Consider the following 18,883-nt stretch of genomic DNA (forward strand, 5'->3'; position numbering starts at 1 on the left):
GACGCACCCCGCTACCTCGGCTCACGCATGACGTAACCGACGCCGCGCAGGGTGTGGATCAGTCGCGGTTCGGTGGTGTCGACCTTGCGGCGCAGGTACGAGACGTACGACTCGACCACGCCGACCTCGCCCCCGAAGTCGTAGTGCCAGACGTGGTCGAGGATGCGCGGTTTGCTCAGCACCACACCGGCATTGACCATGAAGTAGCGCAGCAAGGTGAACTCGGTGGGCGACAGCGAGACCGGTTCGCCCGCCTTCCACACCTCGTGGGTGTCGTCGTCGAGTTCGATGTCGGCGAAGGCGATTCGGGACGGCTCGACCTCGTTGCCCTCCTTCGTGACCCGCCGCAGGATGACGCGCAGCCGCGCGACCACCTCTTCGAGGCTGAACGGTTTGGTCACGTAGTCGTCGGCGCCGAGCGTCAGCCCGGACACCTTGTCCTCCACGGAGTCCTTCGCGGTGAGGAACAGCACCGGGGCATCGATTCCGTCGGCGCGCAACCGGCGCAACAGACCGAAGCCGTCCATGCCGGGCATCATCACGTCGAGGATCAGGGCGTCGGGGCGGAACGACTTGGCCTTGTCGAGTCCCTCTGCGCCGGTGGACGCGGTGTCCACGTCGAACCCCTGGAATCGCAGGCTCACCGAGAGCAACTCCACGATGTTCGGTTCGTCGTCGACGATGAGGATCTTGGCGTCGGTCTTCGTCCCAGTCACCACGTCATCATCACCCCGTTCGCTGGCGGAACGCTGACCGAAGCCTGCGAGTTTCCTGTGAGCGGGCATCGGGTCAGATCGCTCACAGGAGACACCGGAGTGCTGTGCGGTGTTGCTACGGTGGAAGCGTCAACGACGACATCCGGACGAGCGCACCGTACCCGGCCAGCGACAAGACGGTGCCTGGAGAGTGTTTCCGTCATGGCATGGCTCGTACTCGTTGTCTCGGGTGTCCTCGAAGCGGTCTGGGCGACCGCACTCGGCAGGTCCGAGGGTTTCAGCCGACTCGCCCCGTCCGTGGTGTTCGGTGTCGCGCTCGTCGCCAGCATGGGCGGCCTTGCATACGCGATGCGGACCCTGCCGATCGGCACCGCGTATGCCGTCTGGGTGGGTATCGGCGCCGCCCTGACCGTGGGCTACGCGATGGTTACCGGTTCCGAATCCGCGTCGATACTGAAGGTGCTGCTCATCCTCGGCATCGTCGGTTGCGTGGTCGGCCTCAAGGTCCTGCACTGAATCCGCACCCGCGGGTCACGGTTTTGTCCGTGACTCGCGGGTTACAGTAAACGCATGAACCTGGTGGCGATGGTCACACTGCCGGCCCGGGTGGGACTGGCGATCACCGATTCCGCCCTCGGCGTCGTCGAGACAGCGCTCGGGGCGACCCGGATCGCACTCGCCGCGTCGGCCACCGGCGACCTCGGCGGACTCGTCAGCCTCGGCAATGCCGGCGCCACGAACACGTCCGGGCCGCTCAAACTTCTGCAACAGGTCGCCGAACTCGCCTCCGACCAGCGGCCGCTGGGGCAGGCGATGCGCCCCGGCGGTCCCGTCGACAGGCTGCTCGAACCGGGCGGCGTCGTGGACCGGCTGACCGCGCCCGGTGGCACCCTGGAACGGATCATCGAACCCGGCGGACCCCTCGACCGGGTCCTCGCTCCCGGCGGCCCCGTCGAGCGGCTCCTCGACGAGGACGGCCCCGTCGAGCGACTGCTCGCACCGGGCGGCCTGCTCGACCGGCTCACCGCCGTGGACGGACCGCTGGAGCGCCTCACCGCGACCGCAGGCCCGCTCGAGACCCTCACCAAGGAGGGCGGGATCATCGACCGGGCGATCGAGGAGGGCGGTGTCCTCGAGACCCTGCTCGCGAAGGACGGCCCGCTCGAACGGATCATCGCCGAGAACGGGCCGCTCGACCAGATCGTGTCGCTGTCGGAGACCCTCACCTCGCTCGCCCCGAACCTCGAACAGCTCGGGGACAGCGTCGAACTTCTCCGCGAAACCGTCGGCGTCCTGAGCGCCGCCGTCGGCCCGCTCGGCGACCTCGCAGGCAAGCTCCCCGGGCGCTGGCTCCGGAGCGGCCGGCCCAACGGGAACGAACTCCCCTAGCGGGTCAGGTGCTCGTCGAAGAACGAGTACACGCGGCGCCATGCGTCCGCCGCCTGCTCCTCGCCGTAGTTGAATCCGACGACCCGCAACAGCGGTGCGGCGGGGCCGGCGGGCAGGTGGTTGACGAAGCTGTGGCCGACACCGGAGTAGGTCTCGACGTCATGCGGCACGCCCTGCCGCTCCAGCGTCGCCGTCAGCTTCTTCCCCGCGCCGGGGAGGATCGGGTCCCGAGCACCGAAGCTCGCGACGATCGGGCAGGCGCCGGACAGCGCCTCGTCGAGGGGCCGGGGCAGCACCCCGTAGAACGGCGCGGAGGCGTCGAACCCCATCGGCGACAACGCCAACGCGAATCCGCCTCCCATGCAGAACCCGACGACCGCGACTGCACCCGAGCAGTCCGGGAGCGAGCGCAGATGGTCGCGGGCGGCGAGCAGGTCCGACACCGCCCGCCCGCGGCGCCCGAGCAGATCCCGGAAGACACCCGGCATGCAGCGGGCCGTGCCGCCACGCGAGTACAGGTCGGGGGCCAGCGCCACGTACCCGTGGTCCGCGATGTCGCGGACGATCCCGCGGATGTCGGGGCTCAAGCCGAGCGCGTCGTGCACGACGACGACGCCGGGATGCGGGCCGTCACCGTCCGGACGTTCGAGGACCGCGGAGACGGGTCCATCCGGGGTGTCCACGTTGACTTCGGGCATGCGCTGGCCTCCCACATACGGTGCTGTGGCGCCAGGATAGTGCGGTCACTCCGATTCGGCCGGGCCGCTCGACTCCCGCAGCCGTTCCAGTTCGCCCTCGACCACCACGAGCCGGCGGTACAGGGCCTGCACGCTCGCCATGCACACGCCGTTCGCGTCGACCTGCGCGATGCTGCGGTCCGACGAACCGAGACCGAAAGTCGACGCGAAGTCCTGGGCCATCGGCCCGAGGTGCCGCACCGACTCGTCGTCGAACCGGTAACTCCACACACTGAGCGGCAAGGTGGCGAGCCGTTCGAGGACGTCGTTCGCGCCCTCGGGCACCCCGTCGGGGGCGGGAACCCCACGGCGGCGGGTCAGATGGGAGCGGACCCACTCGACCGGGTGGTGACGCGACGGTTCCCGGCCTTCGGTTCGACCGGGAACTGTGGGTGATTGCGTCATTCGCGTTGGTCAGGGCCGCAGCGGTCGAACGTGATGCTTCGATCCGGCGTCACTGAGCAACACACCTACGCCCGCGCCGAGCAGTCCGATTCCGACGCCAACCGCGGTGCCGGCGAGACCGATCACGAGTCCGAGCATGATTCCTCCAAGGCTCTCGTCGAGTCGATTTGTCGGGGCCGCCTGTCACGGAGCCGCCCCCACCAGTGGACACCTCCACGCTCGTCCTCCTGACCTGGGAATGCAACAGCCGAAACAGAGAAGGATGTCCGGTTTCCTCGAACTGTCTGATACAGATACCGATCATGAAACGCATCATGTTCGCCGCACTCGCGGCCGTGTCGGTGTCCCTGCTCGCGGCCTGCGGATCCGACTCCGATTCGGGCTCGTCCGACGCCGCTCCCGCGACGTCGGCGGAGTCGCAGTCGGGCGCCGACGCACTGGAGACCCCCGCGGGCACCGGGGACATCTACACGGACACCTGCAACGGGGTGCTGGCCTACCTCGAGACCCTGAAGGCATCGGGCCTGAGCGAGGGCGACCAGGCTCCGCAGGCGGTCGCCGACGAGTTCATCGCCATCGCGGAGGCCGAGCCGGACTGGGCGTCCAAGTCCGAGCAGGACAAGGCCGACTTCACCCGCGGCGTCCAGGCGGCGGTCTCCGGCGGCTGCTGATCGCCCGGCTCCACGAAAACGGCCCTGAACTGCTGGAAGCAGTTCAGGGCCGGGACGAGCCCCCTGTCGGGATTGAACCGACGACCTTTCGCTTACAAGGCGAGTGCTCTACCACTGAGCTAAGGAGGCGCGTGAAGCGCGCCCATCATATCCATCCGTCCGAACCGTCCAAACGCCGGACCATGCCCGGACCGCTCGGATATCGTTGATTGGTCAATTCCTGGACGGGAGCCGTCCCATGGATCTGAACACGATCACCGAGGTGGTCCGCCGACCGCCCGATCCTCCGATGGTGCACTGGCGTGACGGTGACGCCTGGCTGGCCGGAGGAACCTGGCTGTTCTCCGTCCCCCAACCCGACCTGCGTCGCCTCGTGGACCTCAGCGCCCTCGGATGGGACGCCGTCACCGTGACCGAGGACGGCGTGCACATCGGCGCGACCTGCACGATTCGTCAACTGTACGAAACTGCGCCGCAAGATCATTGGCCCGCATTCTCGCTCGCACGAACCAGCTGTGAGGCCTTCCTGTCGTCGTTCAAGGTATGGAACGCCGCGACGGTGGGCGGCAACATCTGCCTGTCCCTCCCCGCAGGCCCGATGATCACCCTGTCCGTCGCGCTCGAGGCCACCTACACACTCTGCGCGCCGGACGGAACCGAGCGCACCGTCGCCGCGGCGGACTTCGTGACCGGCGACAACCGGAACATCCTGACTCCGGGTGAGCTGCTGCGGTCGATCCACCTGCCCGCCGACGCCCTGCGCAAGCGACACACACACCGGCGTTTCAGCCTCACGAGGCTGGGGCGGTCGACGGTGTTCCTGGCGGCAACTCGGACTCCCGGCACCACCGACCTGTTGCTCACGATCACGGCGGGCACGACCCGTCCGATCCGCCTCGCATTCGACTCGACGCCCGACGCCGCGACGCTGCGGGACCGCATCGACGATCTCCCGGGGGACGTGTGGTTCGAGGATCCGAACGGGACCGCGGACCATCGCCGCCACCTGACCCGGCACTTCGCGGAGCAGATGCGCGTCGAACTCGCTGAGGAGGACCGGCCGTGAGCTACTCGATCAACGGCGTGCCGTCCGACGCGGAGCCCGGTCCCGGGCAGTGCCTGCGGACCTTTGTGCGCGAACTCGGCTGGCACGGGGTCAAGAAGGGTTGCGACGCAGGCGATTGCGGCGCCTGCACCGTGTGGCTGGACGGCATCCCGGTGCACAGCTGCATCACACCCGCGTTTCGTTCCGCGGGTCGTGAGGTGACCACGATCGAGGGGCTCGGCACTCCCGACGACCTGCACCCGATGCAACGACAGTTCCGCGACGCCCCCGGATTCCAGTGCGGGTTCTGCACGGCGGGGATGATCATGACCGCGGCGACACTCACCGACCGCGACCGCGAGAACCTCCCACGCGCGCTGAAGGGAAATCTCTGCCGCTGCACGGGATATCGTGCCGTCGAGGACGCGGTGAACGGTGTCGCGGCGATCGAGGTCGCCGAACCCGGCCGCGTCGTGGGTACCAGTGTCGGGGCCCCGGCGGCCACCGACGTGGTGACGGGCCACGCCGAGTTCACGATGGACACCCGGATCGACGGGATGCTGCACCTGAAGGTGCTGCACTCGCCGCACGCGCACGCTCGCATCGTCTCGATCGACAGATCCGCCGCGCTGGCCGTGCCGGGTGTACACCGCGTCTACACGTGGGAGGACGTGCCCCGTAAGCGATTCACCACGGCCATTCACACCGATCACCTCGTCGACCCGGACGACACGTACATCCTCGACGACACCGTGCGCTTCGTCGGGCAGCGGGTGGTCGCGGTGCTCGCCGACACGGTCGCGGCGGCAGAGGAGGGTTGCCGACGCGTGGCCGTCGAATACGATTTGTTGCCGGCGGTTTTCGATCCAGAGGATGCGATGGCGGACGGCGCACCGCAGCTGCACGGTTCGGACGATCCGTTCGTCCGGGACCCGGCGCACAACATCCTGCTCGAACTGCACGGTCACGTCGGCGACGTCGATGCCGGTCTCTCTGCGGCCGACGTGGTCCACGAGGGCACCTATTTCTCACCGCGCGTGCAGCACGCGCATCTCGAGACCCACGGGTCGATCGCGTGGATGGAGGACGGCCGGCTGCACGTACGGACCAGTTCGCAGTCGCCGTCGATCGCGAAGGTGAAGCTCTCCCACCTGTTCGACCTGCGACCCGACCAGCTGCGCGTGTTCTGCATGCGGGTCGGCGGTGGGTTCGGCGGCAAGCAGGAGGTCATCGCCGAGGATCTGGTCGCCCTCGCCACCCTCGACACCGGGCGGCCGACGTGCCTCGAGTACACCCGCGAGGAGGAGTTCACCACCGCCTCGCCGCGTCATCCGATGAGCCTGACCGTGACCCTCGGCGCCAAGTCGGACGGCACCCTCACGGCGATGCGTGTCCGGAACATCTCGAACACCGGCGCCTACGGAAACCACGGCGGCGAAACGCTGTTCGCCGGCGGCGCCGCCGTGATGCTCTACCGCTGCGCCAACAAACGGTTCGACGGGTACTCCGTCTACACCAACACGGTGCCCAGCGGTGCCTTGCGTGGTTACGGCATGACGCAGCCGGCGTTCGCGATCGAGTCCGCGATGGACGAGCTGGCGGCCGCCCTCCACATCGATCCGCTGGAGCTGCGGCGCCGGAACATCGTGCGGCCCGGGGACTCCCTCGTCGCGTTCGAGGACGGCCCCGACGACGTCGTGTTCGGCGAGGACGGCCTGTCCCCCTGTATCGACCTGGTCGACGCGGCGCTGCACCGAGATCGGGACGGCCAGGTGTTCGGGGACGACTGGCTGATCGGAACCGGCGTCGCGAGTTCACTGCACGAGACCGCGCCCCCGACCGAGCACCTCTCCGAGGCGTGGGCGACCCTCGGTGAGAACGGTGTGTACGAGATCGCCGTGGGCACGGTCGAATTCGGAGAGGGGACGTCCACGGCGCACGTGCAGATCGCAGCCCAGCAGCTGGGCACCACTCCGGACCGAGTGCGCCTCGTGCAGTCCGACACCGACCGCACCGGATTCGACACCGGCGCCTTCGCGAGCGCCGGGCTCGCCGTCGCGGGCAACGCCGTGCTCAAGGCGTCCGCGGCACTGCGGGACCGCATCCTGGCCTTTGCCGCCGACCACACCGGGGTCCCGACTACCGACTGCACGATGGACGACGACGGCGTCGTCTGCGGGGACACCCGCATGACGCTGACCGATCTGGTCGACGCCGCCTCTCGCCGCGGCATCCGATTGTCCGCGGCCCGGAAGGCATTCGGGTCCCCGCGCAGCGTCGTCTCGAACACCCACGGCTTCCGCATCGCGGTGCACACGGTGACCGGCGAGATCCACATTCTGCGCAGTGTGCACGCGACCGACGCCGGGGTGATCGTCAACCCGGCGCAGGTACGGGGGCAGATCGAGGGTGGTGTCGCACAGGGCATCGGCTTCGCGCTGACCGAGAACCACCACGTCGACGCGAACGGGGTCATGATCAACCCGAACCTGCGCAACTACCGGATCCCGACGTTCGCCGACATCCCCCGCACCGAGGTGCTGCTCGTCACCTCCTCGGATTCGGTCGGCCCGATGCGCGCGAAGGGCATGGCGGAATGCTGCATCAATCCGGTGGCACCCGCACTCGCCAACGCACTCCAGGATGCGACCGGGGTGCGATTCCGGGAACTGCCGCTGACACCCGAACGCATCCACTCACAGCTGGCCACGCCGCAATTCGACCCGTCCGGGCTGCGGTAGGGGCGCGGCGATGATCGGCGAGCACACCGGCGACACCGCGACCGTCATCATCGGCCAGCGAGTCCGTCCCGGATTCGAGTCCGAGTTCAAGGCATGGCAGCAGGAGATCAACGTCGAGGCCTCGCGCTACTCCGGCTTCCTCGGCGCCGAGATCACCGAACCCACTGCTGTGCAGCCCGACTGGGTGGTGGTGTACCGGTTCGACTCCGTCGCGCACGTGCAGGCCTGGATCAACAGTTCGACCCGGCAGGAGCGGCTCGTCCGCGGACAACACCTCCTCGACGGACCGGCAACGCAGCAGGTGGTGGCGGGCGGATCACGCCCCTCCGATCAGCTAGTCACGGTCGTGGTGACCCACCGCGTCGACCCCGGAAGCGTGGACGAATTCCTCGCCTGGCAGGACCGGATGCGTGTCGCCGAGGGCCGATTCGAGGGATACCGCGGCTCCGAACTGTTCCGCCCCGTCGAGGGTGTACAGGACGAATGGACCGCGCTGTACCGCTTCGACACCGCGGCGAACCTACTCACGTGGATCACCTCCGACGAGAGGAAACGACTCCTCTACGAGGGAGCGGCGTTCCACGAGTTCACCTCGCGCACAGTCGACGGTTCCTTCGGTAGCTGGTTCAGCTTCGACGAGAAGAGCGGCGAGAAACCACCGTCGGAAACGAAGACCGCGATCGCGGTGTGGGTCGGGTTGTATCCCACGATCGTGCTGCTGTCACTCGCGCTGTCCCCGTTGAAGATGCCACTGTGGCTCGGTCTGCTCGTCGGAAACCTGGTGTCCAGCTTCGTGATGAGCTTCGTGACGATGCCCTACTACGTGAATCCGCTGCTGGGCCGCTGGCTCCGCCCCCGCTCCGACGCACCGGCGCTGCGGACGAACCTACGTGGACTCGGCATCGTCGCTGTGGCGATGGTGTTCTGGGCTGTCGTGTTCTATCTCGTGACGAGACGGTTCTGGACCCTGCCCTGACCCGAGCGACCACCAACGGAACGGACCCACGATGCGTGAGATCCTGCACCAGATCGCCGAGTGGCATCGCACCGGAATCGACTGTGCCACGGCGACGATCGTCGCGGCGACCGGGTCGGCGCCGTGCCCGGTCGGCAGTGTGATGGTGTTCGCCGACACCGGAACCGTCGCCGGGGGCCTGACCGGCGGTTGCATCGAGAGCGACCTCTGGCACGTCGCTGTCGCGGTGATGGAGACGGGGCGGCCCGAGTTGCGCCGGTATTCCGACACCGACGGGATCAATGCCATCGGTCTGGTCTGCGGTGGCTCGATCGAAGTGCTCGTGCAGCCGGCGGGTGCGAGTCGGCTGCCGGGCCTCGTGGCGATGTCCGATGCGATCGACGGCGGGCGGCCGGTGGTGCTCGCCACGCTCGTGGGCCGGGGCCGGTCGATGGTCGTGACCGCCGACGCGGTGGCCGGGACCGGTGGCGGGCCCCGACTCGACGCGGCGGTCGTCGGACTCGCGCGGGCATGCCTCGTCGGGAACACCGCCGTGACCACGTACCGGGAGAGTATCGACGGGGAGCGAGTGGTGTTCACGTCGATCCCCTCACCGCCCCGGCTGGTGGTGTACGGCGCCGTCGATCTCGCGCGCCCCCTCATTCGGGCGGCGACGGTCCTCGGGTTCACGACGACGCTGTGCGATCCGCGGGCCGTGTTCGCGACGACGCAACGGTTTCCGGAGGCCGACGAGGTGGTGGTCGACCGGCCGCACCATCACCTCGCATCGGTGGACATCCTGCCCTCGACCGCCATCTGTGTTCTCACGCACGATCCGCGGTTCGACGTGCCCACTCTGATGATCGCGCTGCGGTCGGCGGCGGGCTACGTCGGCGCGATGGGCAGCAGGCGCACCCATCGCGACCGCGTTCGACGGCTCCGGGCCGAGGGCATCACCGACACCGAGTTGGCCCGCCTGTGTGCACCGATCGGACTCGACCTCGGGGCCGTCACCCCGGCGGAGACTGCGGTCTCGATCCTCGCGGAGATCGTCGCGAAGCGCCGCGGCGGCTCCGGACGCGCCCTCACCGCACTCGACGGTCCCATTCACCGCGCGAACGAGAGCCTCCTCGACATCGTGACCACGGTGAACCCGTCGTGACCGTCGACCCGTCTCATCGCCGAGCGACCGGCGTACTGCTCGCCGCCGGCGCCGGTGCCCGCTACGGAGAGCCGAAAGTTCTCTCTCACCACGGCCTCTGGCTCGACTCCGCGGTCACCGCGCTGCGCCGCGGGGGCTGCGACCGCGTCCTGGTGGTGTTGGGCGCCGCGACCCCGCCCCTCCCCCGCTGCGCCGAGGCAGTGTTCGCGCCGAACTGGGCGGTCGGCGTCAGCGAGTCGCTGCGTGCGGGTCTGAGCGCCGCGGCCGACGATCCCGGCACCGACTTCGCTGTCGTTCACCTCGTCGATCTGCCGGACGTCGGATCTCCCGTCGTGGCGCGCGTTCTGGGAGCCGCCACCCGGTCTCCGGGCGGTCTGGCTCGCGCGTGGTTCGGCGAGCGTCCCGGGCACCCCGTCGTGTTGGCGCGCCGGCACTGGAACGCCGTGTCCGAGAGTGCGGTCGGAGACTCGGGTGCGCGGGAGTACCTGCGCGAACACGACTCGCTGGTGCTCCGGGTGCCGTGTGGGGACCTCGCGACCGGCGCCGACCGGGACCACCCGACCGGCTTCGAGCGGGCGCCGGGCTGATCGGGCCGGATGCCGACCGCAGCGAGTTGCGCTGTCCGGTCGGGATCCGGGGTCGTCGCGTCTCACGCCCCCGTCGCGGCGAGCATGTCCAGGTAGTGCTGGTTGTACATGACTCCGAGGATGTTGCCGAACGGGTCGACGACGGATGCGGTGACGAAACCCGGGCCTCGTTCGAGGGGCTTGTCGTGGACGGTCGCGCCGAGCGCGAGCAGACGCTCGAATGCGGCCAGGACGTCGTCGACGTGCCAGTACGTCACCTGACCCGCGGGCTGCTCGGTCCGGGCGTGAGGCGCGAACCGCGCGTCGACGATGCCCAGTTCGTGCTGGTAGTCGCCGATGCGGAACTCGACGTACGCGGTGTGACCGTCGACCTCGCGGTCGAAGTACGCCGGCGTGCCGAGCACCTCGGCGTACCAGTCGCGGGCGGCGGCGACGTCGTCGGCGTAGAAGCTGACGGTGGTGAGTCCTCGCAACATCGGTGGTTCCTCTCTTCGTGGCTGACCTGTCGAAATCCATCCTCGCCGTCAAAGTGCTCACCAAATGAGCACTTTTTCTGGGAACCTCGAACCATGCGCGCAGACCGACTCGTCGCCACCCTCCTGCTGATGCAGTCCCGTGGCCGCGTCACCGCCGCCGAGGTCGCGGGTGAACTCGAGGTGTCCGTGGCCACCGCCCGCCGCGACCTCGAAGCACTGTCCGCGGCAGGCATCCCCGTGTACCCACAGTCCGGGCGCGGCGGCGGATGGTCCCTCGTCGGCGGCGCCCGCACCGACCTGTCCGGCCTGTCCGCCACCGAGGCACAGGCCCTGTTCCTGCTCGTCGGCCCCGCCGCAGCGGTCTCGCCGGAGGCCAAGTCCGCGCTGCGCAAACTCGTCCGCGCGCTGCCGCAGACGTTCCGCGCCGACGCGGAGGCGGCCGCGGAGGCCGTGATGATCGACCCGACCCGATGGGGCGAACGTGAACGCGACCGACCGGACATGGTCGCCATGCTGCAGTCCGCGGTGGTCCGCAGGCGACAGGTCCGCCTCGTCTATGTCAACGGCGCCCGCGAACGCAGCGAGCGCCTCGTCGCACCATGGGGTCTCGTCGACAAGGACGACACCTGGTATCTGATTGCCGGAACCGACCGTGGCCGAAGAACTTTCCGTGTCGACCGAATCGCCGAGGCCGACGTGACCGACGAGCCGGCCGATCGTCCCGACGACTTCGAACTCGCCGCAGCCTGGGACGAGGTGGTCGGGAAGATGGAGGAACGTCGGTCGACCACCTGGGCGACCGTACTCATCGCACCGCGGTTCGTGCCCATCCTGCGCGACCACTTCGGCAGGCACTGCCACGTCGACGGCACCGCCGACGACGGCCGCACCCAAGTTCGCCTCGCCGCCCCGACCCCGCTCGACATCGCCCGCAACCTCGCGGGCTGGGGCGCTGACGTCGAGGTACTCGAACCGCAGGCGGTACGTGACGAACTGGCGCGGATCGGAACCGAGCTCGCGGCGCGGTACGACGGCGGGCGCTGACCGGCGTCCGGCCTCAGGCCCAGGCCGACCCGCGCAGGTCTGTGTGGTGTTCGACGACCCTCTCGAGGAGCGCGGTCAATTGTGCACGCTCACCGGCGGTGAGCGGCTCGAGCAGGTCGTCGCGGGCGGCGGCTGCCAGCCGACGCAGCTGCGCCAGTCGTGCGGTCCCGCCGGGCGTGATGGTGACGACGTTGCGCCGCCGGTCCACCGGGTCCGACTCCCTCCGCAGGTGTCCCGCGCCCTCGAGCTCACCGACGAGCGCGGCGACGTCACTCCGGTCGAGGTGGCAGCGCCGCCCGATCGAGGCCTGACTGACGGCCCCGAACTCGTCCAGCACCTCGAGTACCGACAGCTGGTGCCGGTGCGCGTCACCACTCGCCATCCGCTCGTTCAGCAGCCGCTGGGCGTAGATGCCTGCCTGCCCCACGAGCCAGCTCGGCGAGCCGGACAGCGCGGCAGGTGGTGCGTCGTCGGAGGGTTGCATGCGTCCATCCTATTTATCGTTGGCGACACCAACAAGTGGTGTATCGTTGGCATTACCAACAAATACTCGGAGGTTGCCGTGCCCGACCCCGCCATCACGCCGTATCGGATCGACGTCCCCCGGTCCGCCCTCGACGACCTTCACCTAAGACTGGCGAACACCCGCTGGCCCGACGAAGTGGACGGTGCCGCCTGGGACTACGGGATCCCCGTGAGCCGGATGCGGGAGCTGGCCGACCACTGGCGGCACGGATTCGACTGGCGCGCCCGGGAAGCGACAATCAATGCCCACCCGCAGTTCGTCACCGAAATCGACGGAGCCACCGTGCATTTCCTGCACGTGCGCTCCCCGGAGCCGGATGCGACACCCCTGATCCTCACCCACGGATGGCCCGGCACCTTCGTCGAGTTCCTCGACGTGATCGGCCCGCTGACCGATCCAGGGGCCCATGGGGCAGACGCCGCCGATGCGTTCCACGTGGTGATCCCGTCCATTCCCGGCTTCGGCCCCGCGGGGCCGACGCGCGAACGGGGTTGGGACTGCGCCCGAGTCGCCCGGGCCTTCGCCGAACTCATGCGCCGGCTCGGCTACGAGCGGTACGGCGCGCAGGGCGGAGACTGGGGATCGGGCGTGTCCCGACTGCTCGCCGTCGAGGCACCCGACGCCGTGATCGGCGTGCACGTGAACTACCTGCCGCACGGCCCCGTCCCCCACGACGGGCTCTCGGAGAGCGACATCGCCCGTGCCGACAGGATCCGCGAGTTCCTGGCGAGCCCTCCCGGCTACATGCGGATGTCGGCGACGCGGCCACAGACCATCGCATACTCGCTGACCGATTCGCCCGTGGGACAACTGGCCTGGATCGCGGACAAGACACGAGAATGGACCGACCCGGCCCACCCTCTGCCCGACGACACCCTCCTCACCATCGTCTCGATGCACTGGCTGTTCGGCACCGCCGGCTCGTCTGCACGCCTGACCTTCGAGACGGGCAGCCCTCGTGCCGGCGGACCGACGGGCACCGCACCACTCGGGATGGCCGTGTTGGCACACGACATCGTCCGACCGGTCCGCAGTGTCTCGGAGAAGGCGAACCCGACCCTGGTGCACTGGAGCGAGTTCGACGAAGGCGGGCACTTCGCAGCACTCGAGGTACCGGACCTCCTGGTCGGCGACGTCCGGACCTTTTTCCGGTCGATCCGCACCGAATAGCCGGTGGCATCGGAGTCAGGGGCCGTGGCACTCCAGATGTGTCCGCCACCGCCGCCGAAGGCGCAGGCGATGCCGGCTCGCGGCGCTGACGTCTCGCTTCCGTCAACGCCCTCCCAAGGGAATCGGCGCCGCGCCGACGGGTATCGGAGCCGACGTTCCGACGACCGTCGGCACGACGGTCGTCGCCTGCGGCTCGGGCCGAGCGAACCCGAATCTGCGTACCTCCGCACCGGTCGGCCCGTTGCCGCTGACGAGCAGGTCCGCACCGGTGGTGGTGCTGGTCGTCGCGACCTGGACGCCGCTGCCCACGAACGGTTCGAACGAAGCGATATGCCGGAAATCCACCTCTGTTGCATGGTGATTCGGGCTCTCGAGGTACATGGCGGGCTCGCCGTCGAGCCGCGATCCGCTCGACCACACGCGCACCTCGCCCGCGCCGCCTGCCATGCCGGTGACGATGCTCTTCGCGCCGCCCTCCGCGCCCGCCACCCATCCGGTCGACAACGAGACGCCGTCGCGGTAGCCGTCGTCGAACGCGAGGAACTCGGCCGTCGTCCGCGGCTCACCCACACCGGCGACGTGCCCGGCGTGGGCATCGTGGCCGCCCGGCCCCCTGACCGCGGCCGTCGGTTCGAACAGGTCGTAGCGGAACGTCTTCACCAGCGGCGCCTCGCCCCGCCCCGGCGCGGTCACGATGCTCGGACGGCCGGATCCGATGTCGACCAGTCCGGTCGCGAGGGTCACCCCGGTCGTCGATCCCGGATAGGGCGCGAAACTGGAGAACACCTCGGGTGTTCCACCTTTCGACGGCAGCGCCGAGGAGAACACCGTCACCTGCGACGGGGCTCCCGGACCCGCGCCGACGACGATGTTGTCGGCCAATGCGTTTCCGTCGATGTCGGCACCCGCCACGCTCACCCCTCCGCGGAAGCCGGATTCGAACGGCGCGAATCGGGCCACCTCGTCGGCGAAGATTCCGTCCGCACCGTCGTAGGCGACCACCTCGGGTGCAACCCCCGGTCCCGTCCCGACGACGAGGTCGAGCACCATGTCGCCGTTCACGTCCGCCATCGCCACCGACGGCACGCCCTCGAACGCCGGGAACGGCGTCACCGCCGCCAGTACCCGGTCACCGTTCCCGTCGAGCACCCGCACCGTCGCCGGTGTGCCGGGCGAGCCCGGGACCGCGACCGCGTACGCCGACACCTCGGGGATCACGCTGACCAATGCCATCAGCCCGTTGTCCTCGTGGTTGAGTCGATGACAGTGGATCACGAAAGTGCCTGTGTACTCGGTGAACTTGGTGCGCAGCGTCACCGACGCGGGTTCGAGTGCGTTCTCGTTCTCGTCCGTCACCGGCGCCGGCACGTTGACGTTGTCCAGTCCCCACGGCTGGACCCCGGTCCTGGTCCCCGCCACGGGATCGACGATCTCCATGACCTGGAAGTCGTTGACGTGGACGTGCATCGGATGCTCGTCGTTGTTGCGGTTGGTGATCACCCATTCCTCGACCGAGTTCAGGCGTGGCTGGATCAGCGGAATGTTCGGGAAGGTGTTGGCGTCGAATTCGTAGGTGAACGCCTTGGGGTCGCTGGCGCTGGCCTTCTCGTTGCCGAACCCGCCCGAGACGGTGAGGCCCCGCGTCACATCCGGTGTCATCACCGACGTGTCCACGAAAGACGTGTAGGTGTCCAGGTTCTGTCCGGGCTCGAAGGCAGTCGTCCGCCCCTCGCCCTCGTCGGGGGTCACCCGCAGCAGTGTCTGGATCGGGAAGGTGAAGAATCCGTCGGCGTAGCTGATGACCGACGGGTCCACAGTGATCGTGCCCAGTTCCGCCGGAGAGCCCTCGGTGCCGTCGTTGGTGTAGAGCACACCGGGATTCGTGACCGGTTTCGAACCCTCGAGCGGCGGCATGTCCAACACCAGGTCTCCGCGCTCCGGCATCGTGACCGCGATGGCGAACCGCGACGCGGGCGGGATCACGAGGCGGGTGCCGTCACCGTCGACCGGGCGCTCCACCCGGGTGAACGGATTTCCGTCCTGCCCGACGATCGCGAACTCGGGGTGGGCGCCCGTCGCGGTTTCGGTCAGACGAACCGGCATGTACGCGATGTCACTGATGTTGGCCAGCACCCAGATCTCCGTCTGACCCGGCTTCACCGCCAGCGCGGGTTGGAACCGCCCGTTGACCGTAAACTGCACGTCACGCTGATTCTCCGGCAACCCTGGATCGGCGCGCACGGTCGTCGTCTCGCTGGTGAAGGTCTGCAGGTTTCCGGGTACGAACTGGTTCTGGCCGCGATGATTCGCCGGCGACAACGGCCCGGCGTACCAGTTGGTGAGGTACTGCGCGCCGATCGTCGAATCCGAGAAGTTCACCGGCGCCAGACTCGGACGGTACGTGCCGTCGGACAGCTGTGACCCCTCCGGTGGCGTCAGCGTGCTCACCCACTGCGGCCACGTGGGGTCGTTCAGCTGACGACCGCGACCCTTGCGATCGAAGACGTAGTTGTACTGCAGCGCCATCGTCCGGATCGGGATGTCGTTCTGCGTCACCAGGGGCAGGTTGCCGTCGGGACGCCCGATCTCCAGGAGTCCGGCCAGACCCGCGTACGTCTGCTGAGCGGTCAGGGTGTGGCGGTGACTGTGGTACCAGTAGAGCCCGTTCGGCATGGTGTCCGGGACCGCGTAGTCGTACACGTTGCCCATCCCCGCAGGGATCGAGAGCAGCACGTTGTCCGCGTTGCCGTCCGGGCTGACGTGTACGCCGTGGGTGTGCAGATTCAGCGGCGCCTCCGACAGCGCGCGGGGATACAGCGGCACCTCGGCGCCCGCACCCGTGAACGCCGGGTCGTAGAAGTCCTCGATCGTCAGGTCCCGAAGGTCGTTGTCGTAGTGGATGATCAGGTTCTCCCCCGGGTCGACACGCAGGGTCGGAGCGGGATAGAGGTCGTCGCCCGAGGTCGCGCCGTCGGATGCGGTTCCGCGGATCAGTTCGTACCCGAACAGGAGGAAATTCGAGACCGGCGCGGACGCGGTGTCGAGGGGGACGGTGCCCTGGTGCGCGGACAGCCGCACCTCGAGCACCCCGTCCTCGCTGGTGAGCCGGACGGGTTCGCTGTACGCGGCAGGGCTTCCGCCCGGGCCGGCGAACACGCCCGCGGCATCGTCCGTCCCCGATCCGCCGACAGTGCATCCGGAGAGGATCAACAAGAGCGATGCGATCACGCACGCGAGTGCGCTCGGCGGCTTCGTGCGATTCGCGACCATCGGGCTGCCCCGTTCCGGAACCGGAATGCGCCGGCGCGGAAACGTCAGCGCTCCTGAAGCATAGTTCGCCGACCGAGACGCCATCGCCGAAGCCGATCCGCGTGCGCGCCCAGAAGCCCGGAAACCGATAGCGTGGCAGCCATGAGCACATCCGAGATCGCCACGGTCCTCGCGTGGCACGACGCGTTGAACAGCTCCGACCTCGACACCCTGCTCGCCCTCTCCAGCGACGACGTCGAGATCGCCGACCAGACGGGCGCGGGTCAGGGCATCAACGCACTGCGTGAATGGGCGTCGACCGCCGGGCTGACACTGAACCCGGGCCGGATGTTCGTGCACAACGGTGTCGTCGTCGTCGAGGAACAGCGGACGGTCGCCGTCCGGCCCGAGGAGTCGACGACCACCGCAGCGGCGTTCCGCGTGGTGCACGACCAGGTGACGTCGATCTTCCTGCACAAGGATCTGGCGTCCGCGTTCGAAGCGACCGATCTGACGGAAGAGGACGCGGTGTCCTGATGGCCTGGTGGCAGTCGGCCGTCACCACCCTGGGAAAGCTCGTCGGCGAACGCGCGGTCGTCGACGAGCCGGTCGCCGCGCCGACACCGCTCCAACCGATCGACCTGACCGAGGACGCCCGCGTCGCCCAGGTGCTCGACCTGGCTGTGCGGTCGGGCGAGGTCCTGCTCGCGGCGGGAACGTCCGCGGTGGACACCGCCGCTCAGGTCCAGTTCGTCGCCGCCACCTACGGGCTGGCCCGCTGCGACGTCGACGTCACGTACAACTCGATCCGTGTCAGCGCGTACCGGGGGCCCACGATGCCGCCCGCGACCAGCATGCGGATCGTGCACTACCGGTCGCTCGACTTCACCCGGCTCGCCGCTGTCGACAAGCTGACGCGGCAACTGCGTACCGAGGCCATCGACCCGGTGATCGCGCTCGCCGAGATCAGCGCCATCACGCACTCCCCGCATCCCTACAACCGCTGGGTCGCCACCATCGCGTGGTCCGGGATGGCCGCGTCCGTCGCGATGCTGCTCGGCGGTGGCACCCTGATCGCTCTCGTCAGCCTGCTGACGACCGCGGTGATCTACCTGGTGAACACGTCCCTCAACCGATTCGGGCTACCCATCTTCTTCCAGCAGGTCGTGGGTGGTTTCATCGCAGCCTCCCCCGCCGGGATCCTCTACGCGCTGCGAGAACCCCTGTCCCTGGACGTGAAACCGTCGCTGGTCATCGCCGCAGGACTGACCGTGCTGCTGTCCGGGCTCGCCCTGGTCGGTTCCGTGCAGGACGCGATCACGGGCGCCCCCGTGACCGGTGTGGCCCGGTTCTTCGAGGTCCTGATGCTCACCGGAGGCATGATCGCCGGTGTCGCGCTGTCCCTGCGCATCGCGGCGGCGTTCGGGACACCGCTTCCGCTCACCGCTCCGAGCCAGTTTTCGACGAGTCTGACCGAACTCCCGGTGCAGGTCGTCGCCGGCGCTGCCACATCGCTGTTCTTCGCGCTCGCCTGTTACGCCGAGCGGCGCGCCGTCGTGGTCGCCGCACTCAGCGGGGCAGCAGGCATCCTCGTGCTGAACCTGGGCCTCGCCATGCTGATCGGGCCGGTGGTCGGCACCGCGATCGCCGCGACCGTCGTCGGTTTCGTCGGCGGCCTGCTGGCCCGTCGCGCATTGACCCCGCCGCTGGTGATCGCAGTGTCGGGGATCACCCCCCTGTTGCCCGGTCTGTCGCTGTACCGCGGGCTGTATGCCCTGCTCAACGACGAACTCCTGCTCGGTATCAGCGGCATGATGTCGGCATTCGGTATCGGGGTCGCCCTCGCCGCGGGCGTGACACTGGGCGAGTGGGGCGCCCGAACACTGCGGCGCCCACGGATGCTCCGCAGAACAGAAGCGCTCCGGTACCCGTTCCTGCAACGAATGCAGAACGGGTCCGGAGCGCGGAATCTGTGGTTCTGGCGGTGACGCGGCCGGGGCCGCTCACCAT

General features: G+C 68.8%; 19 protein-coding genes, 1 tRNA gene and 1 riboswitch. Of the genes, 12 read left to right on the forward strand and 8 right to left on the reverse strand.

The window, feature by feature from the left end:
• Window positions 1-11: 11 nt before the first annotated feature.
• Window positions 12-716: a response regulator transcription factor gene (locus ACFSJG_RS25680; RefSeq protein ID WP_378488080.1), complete on the reverse strand. Its 705-nt coding sequence runs from the start codon at window positions 714-716 to the stop codon at window positions 12-14.
• A gap of 123 nt (window positions 717-839) precedes the next feature.
• Window positions 840-902: riboswitch (guanidine-III (ykkC-III) riboswitch) on the forward strand.
• Between the two features lie 15 nt (window positions 903-917).
• Here ACFSJG_RS25680 and ACFSJG_RS25685 point away from each other — a divergent pair.
• Both ACFSJG_RS25685 and ACFSJG_RS25690 read left to right on the forward strand, forming a co-directional pair.
• Window positions 918-1,232 (forward strand): DMT family transporter, encoded by a 315-nt coding sequence (locus ACFSJG_RS25685; protein WP_378488081.1) that lies wholly within the window; start codon window positions 918-920, stop codon window positions 1,230-1,232.
• A 54-nt stretch (window positions 1,233-1,286) separates the two neighbouring features.
• The gene (locus ACFSJG_RS25690; RefSeq protein WP_378488082.1) at window positions 1,287-2,105 is read left to right on the forward strand and encodes an ABC transporter; all 819 of its coding nucleotides are present in this window, start codon (window positions 1,287-1,289) and stop codon (window positions 2,103-2,105) included.
• Here ACFSJG_RS25690 and ACFSJG_RS25695 read toward each other — a convergent pair.
• The 3 genes from ACFSJG_RS25695 to ACFSJG_RS25705 are packed head-to-tail and all read right to left on the reverse strand — an operon-like array spanning window position 2,102 to window position 3,385.
• Entirely contained in the window at window positions 2,102-2,803 is a 702-nt protein-coding gene (locus tag ACFSJG_RS25695; RefSeq protein WP_378488083.1) for a dienelactone hydrolase family protein, read from the reverse strand. The two genes, ACFSJG_RS25690 and ACFSJG_RS25695, sit on opposite strands and share 4 nt — an antisense overlap.
• Before the next feature lie 45 nt (window positions 2,804-2,848).
• Window positions 2,849-3,247: a tail fiber domain-containing protein gene (locus tag ACFSJG_RS25700; protein WP_378488084.1), complete on the reverse strand. Its 399-nt coding sequence runs from the start codon at window positions 3,245-3,247 to the stop codon at window positions 2,849-2,851.
• 9 nt (window positions 3,248-3,256) lie between these two features.
• Window positions 3,257-3,385 (reverse strand): hypothetical protein, encoded by a 129-nt coding sequence (locus ACFSJG_RS25705; protein WP_378488085.1) that lies wholly within the window; start codon window positions 3,383-3,385, stop codon window positions 3,257-3,259.
• A 164-nt stretch (window positions 3,386-3,549) separates the two neighbouring features.
• Here ACFSJG_RS25705 and ACFSJG_RS25710 point away from each other — a divergent pair, with 164 nt between their 5' ends.
• On the forward strand, window positions 3,550-3,918 hold the full coding sequence (locus ACFSJG_RS25710; protein WP_378488086.1) for a hypothetical protein: 369 nt from the start codon (window positions 3,550-3,552) through the stop codon (window positions 3,916-3,918).
• Window positions 3,919-3,975: 57 nt separating this feature from the next.
• Here the strand turns inward: ACFSJG_RS25710 and ACFSJG_RS25715 are convergent.
• A tRNA-Thr gene (locus ACFSJG_RS25715) sits at window positions 3,976-4,047 on the reverse strand.
• Between the two features lie 109 nt (window positions 4,048-4,156).
• Between ACFSJG_RS25715 and ACFSJG_RS25720 the strand changes: the two genes are divergently transcribed.
• Genes ACFSJG_RS25720 through ACFSJG_RS25740 form a run of 5 tightly spaced genes read left to right on the forward strand, consistent with a single transcriptional unit; the run spans window position 4,157 to window position 10,408 of the window.
• A complete protein-coding gene (locus ACFSJG_RS25720) occupies window positions 4,157-4,984 on the forward strand; it encodes an FAD binding domain-containing protein (protein ID WP_378488087.1) in 828 nt (275 codons plus the stop codon).
• A complete protein-coding gene (locus ACFSJG_RS25725; RefSeq protein ID WP_378488088.1) occupies window positions 4,981-7,704 on the forward strand; it encodes a molybdopterin-dependent oxidoreductase in 2,724 nt (907 codons plus the stop codon). Before ACFSJG_RS25720 ends, ACFSJG_RS25725 begins: the two co-directional genes overlap by 4 nt.
• 10 nt (window positions 7,705-7,714) lie before the next feature.
• Complete coding sequence (locus tag ACFSJG_RS25730) at window positions 7,715-8,680, forward strand: antibiotic biosynthesis monooxygenase (RefSeq protein WP_378488089.1); 966 nt, start codon at window positions 7,715-7,717, stop codon at window positions 8,678-8,680.
• 31 nt (window positions 8,681-8,711) lie between these two features.
• Window positions 8,712-9,821, forward strand: a complete 1,110-nt coding sequence (locus tag ACFSJG_RS25735; RefSeq protein WP_378488090.1) for an XdhC family protein — start codon at window positions 8,712-8,714, stop codon at window positions 9,819-9,821.
• Window positions 9,818-10,408 (forward strand): nucleotidyltransferase family protein, encoded by a 591-nt coding sequence (locus ACFSJG_RS25740; RefSeq protein ID WP_378488091.1) that lies wholly within the window; start codon window positions 9,818-9,820, stop codon window positions 10,406-10,408. Before ACFSJG_RS25735 ends, ACFSJG_RS25740 begins: the two co-directional genes overlap by 4 nt.
• Before the next feature lie 62 nt (window positions 10,409-10,470).
• Here ACFSJG_RS25740 and ACFSJG_RS25745 read toward each other — a convergent pair whose 3' ends face one another.
• The gene (locus tag ACFSJG_RS25745; protein WP_378488092.1) at window positions 10,471-10,884 is read right to left on the reverse strand and encodes a VOC family protein; all 414 of its coding nucleotides are present in this window, start codon (window positions 10,882-10,884) and stop codon (window positions 10,471-10,473) included.
• A 93-nt stretch (window positions 10,885-10,977) separates the two neighbouring features.
• Here ACFSJG_RS25745 and ACFSJG_RS25750 point away from each other — a divergent pair, with 93 nt between their 5' ends.
• Window positions 10,978-11,928, forward strand: coding sequence for a helix-turn-helix transcriptional regulator (locus ACFSJG_RS25750; protein ID WP_378488093.1), 951 nt, complete (start codon window positions 10,978-10,980; stop codon window positions 11,926-11,928).
• A gap of 13 nt (window positions 11,929-11,941) precedes the next feature.
• Here the strand turns inward: ACFSJG_RS25750 and ACFSJG_RS25755 are convergent, their stop codons facing one another.
• Window positions 11,942-12,412 (reverse strand): MarR family winged helix-turn-helix transcriptional regulator, encoded by a 471-nt coding sequence (locus ACFSJG_RS25755; RefSeq protein ID WP_378488094.1) that lies wholly within the window; start codon window positions 12,410-12,412, stop codon window positions 11,942-11,944.
• A gap of 78 nt (window positions 12,413-12,490) precedes the next feature.
• On the opposite strand from ACFSJG_RS25755, the gene ACFSJG_RS25760 reads away from it, so the two are divergent.
• Complete coding sequence (locus ACFSJG_RS25760) at window positions 12,491-13,624, forward strand: epoxide hydrolase family protein (protein ID WP_378488095.1); 1,134 nt, start codon at window positions 12,491-12,493, stop codon at window positions 13,622-13,624.
• Window positions 13,625-13,726: 102 nt separating this feature from the next.
• Here the strand turns inward: ACFSJG_RS25760 and ACFSJG_RS25765 are convergent, their stop codons facing one another.
• Window positions 13,727-16,894: a multicopper oxidase family protein gene (locus tag ACFSJG_RS25765; RefSeq protein WP_378488096.1), complete on the reverse strand. Its 3,168-nt coding sequence runs from the start codon at window positions 16,892-16,894 to the stop codon at window positions 13,727-13,729.
• Window positions 16,895-17,035: 141 nt separating this feature from the next.
• On the opposite strand from ACFSJG_RS25765, the gene ACFSJG_RS25770 reads away from it, so the two are divergent.
• Window positions 17,036-17,410, forward strand: coding sequence for a nuclear transport factor 2 family protein (locus ACFSJG_RS25770; RefSeq protein ID WP_378488097.1), 375 nt, complete (start codon window positions 17,036-17,038; stop codon window positions 17,408-17,410).
• Window positions 17,410-18,861 carry a threonine/serine exporter family protein gene (locus tag ACFSJG_RS25775; RefSeq protein WP_378488098.1) on the forward strand — a complete coding sequence of 484 codons (1,452 nt, stop codon included), beginning with the start codon at window positions 17,410-17,412 and terminating at the stop codon, window positions 18,859-18,861. The genes ACFSJG_RS25770 and ACFSJG_RS25775 overlap by 1 nt, the downstream gene beginning before the upstream one ends.
• Window positions 18,862-18,883: the final 22 nt, after the last annotated feature.

Source organism: Rhodococcus gannanensis (genome assembly GCF_042681175.1).
Taxonomy (GTDB): Bacteria; Actinomycetota; Actinomycetes; order Mycobacteriales; family Mycobacteriaceae; genus Rhodococcus_G; species Rhodococcus_G gannanensis.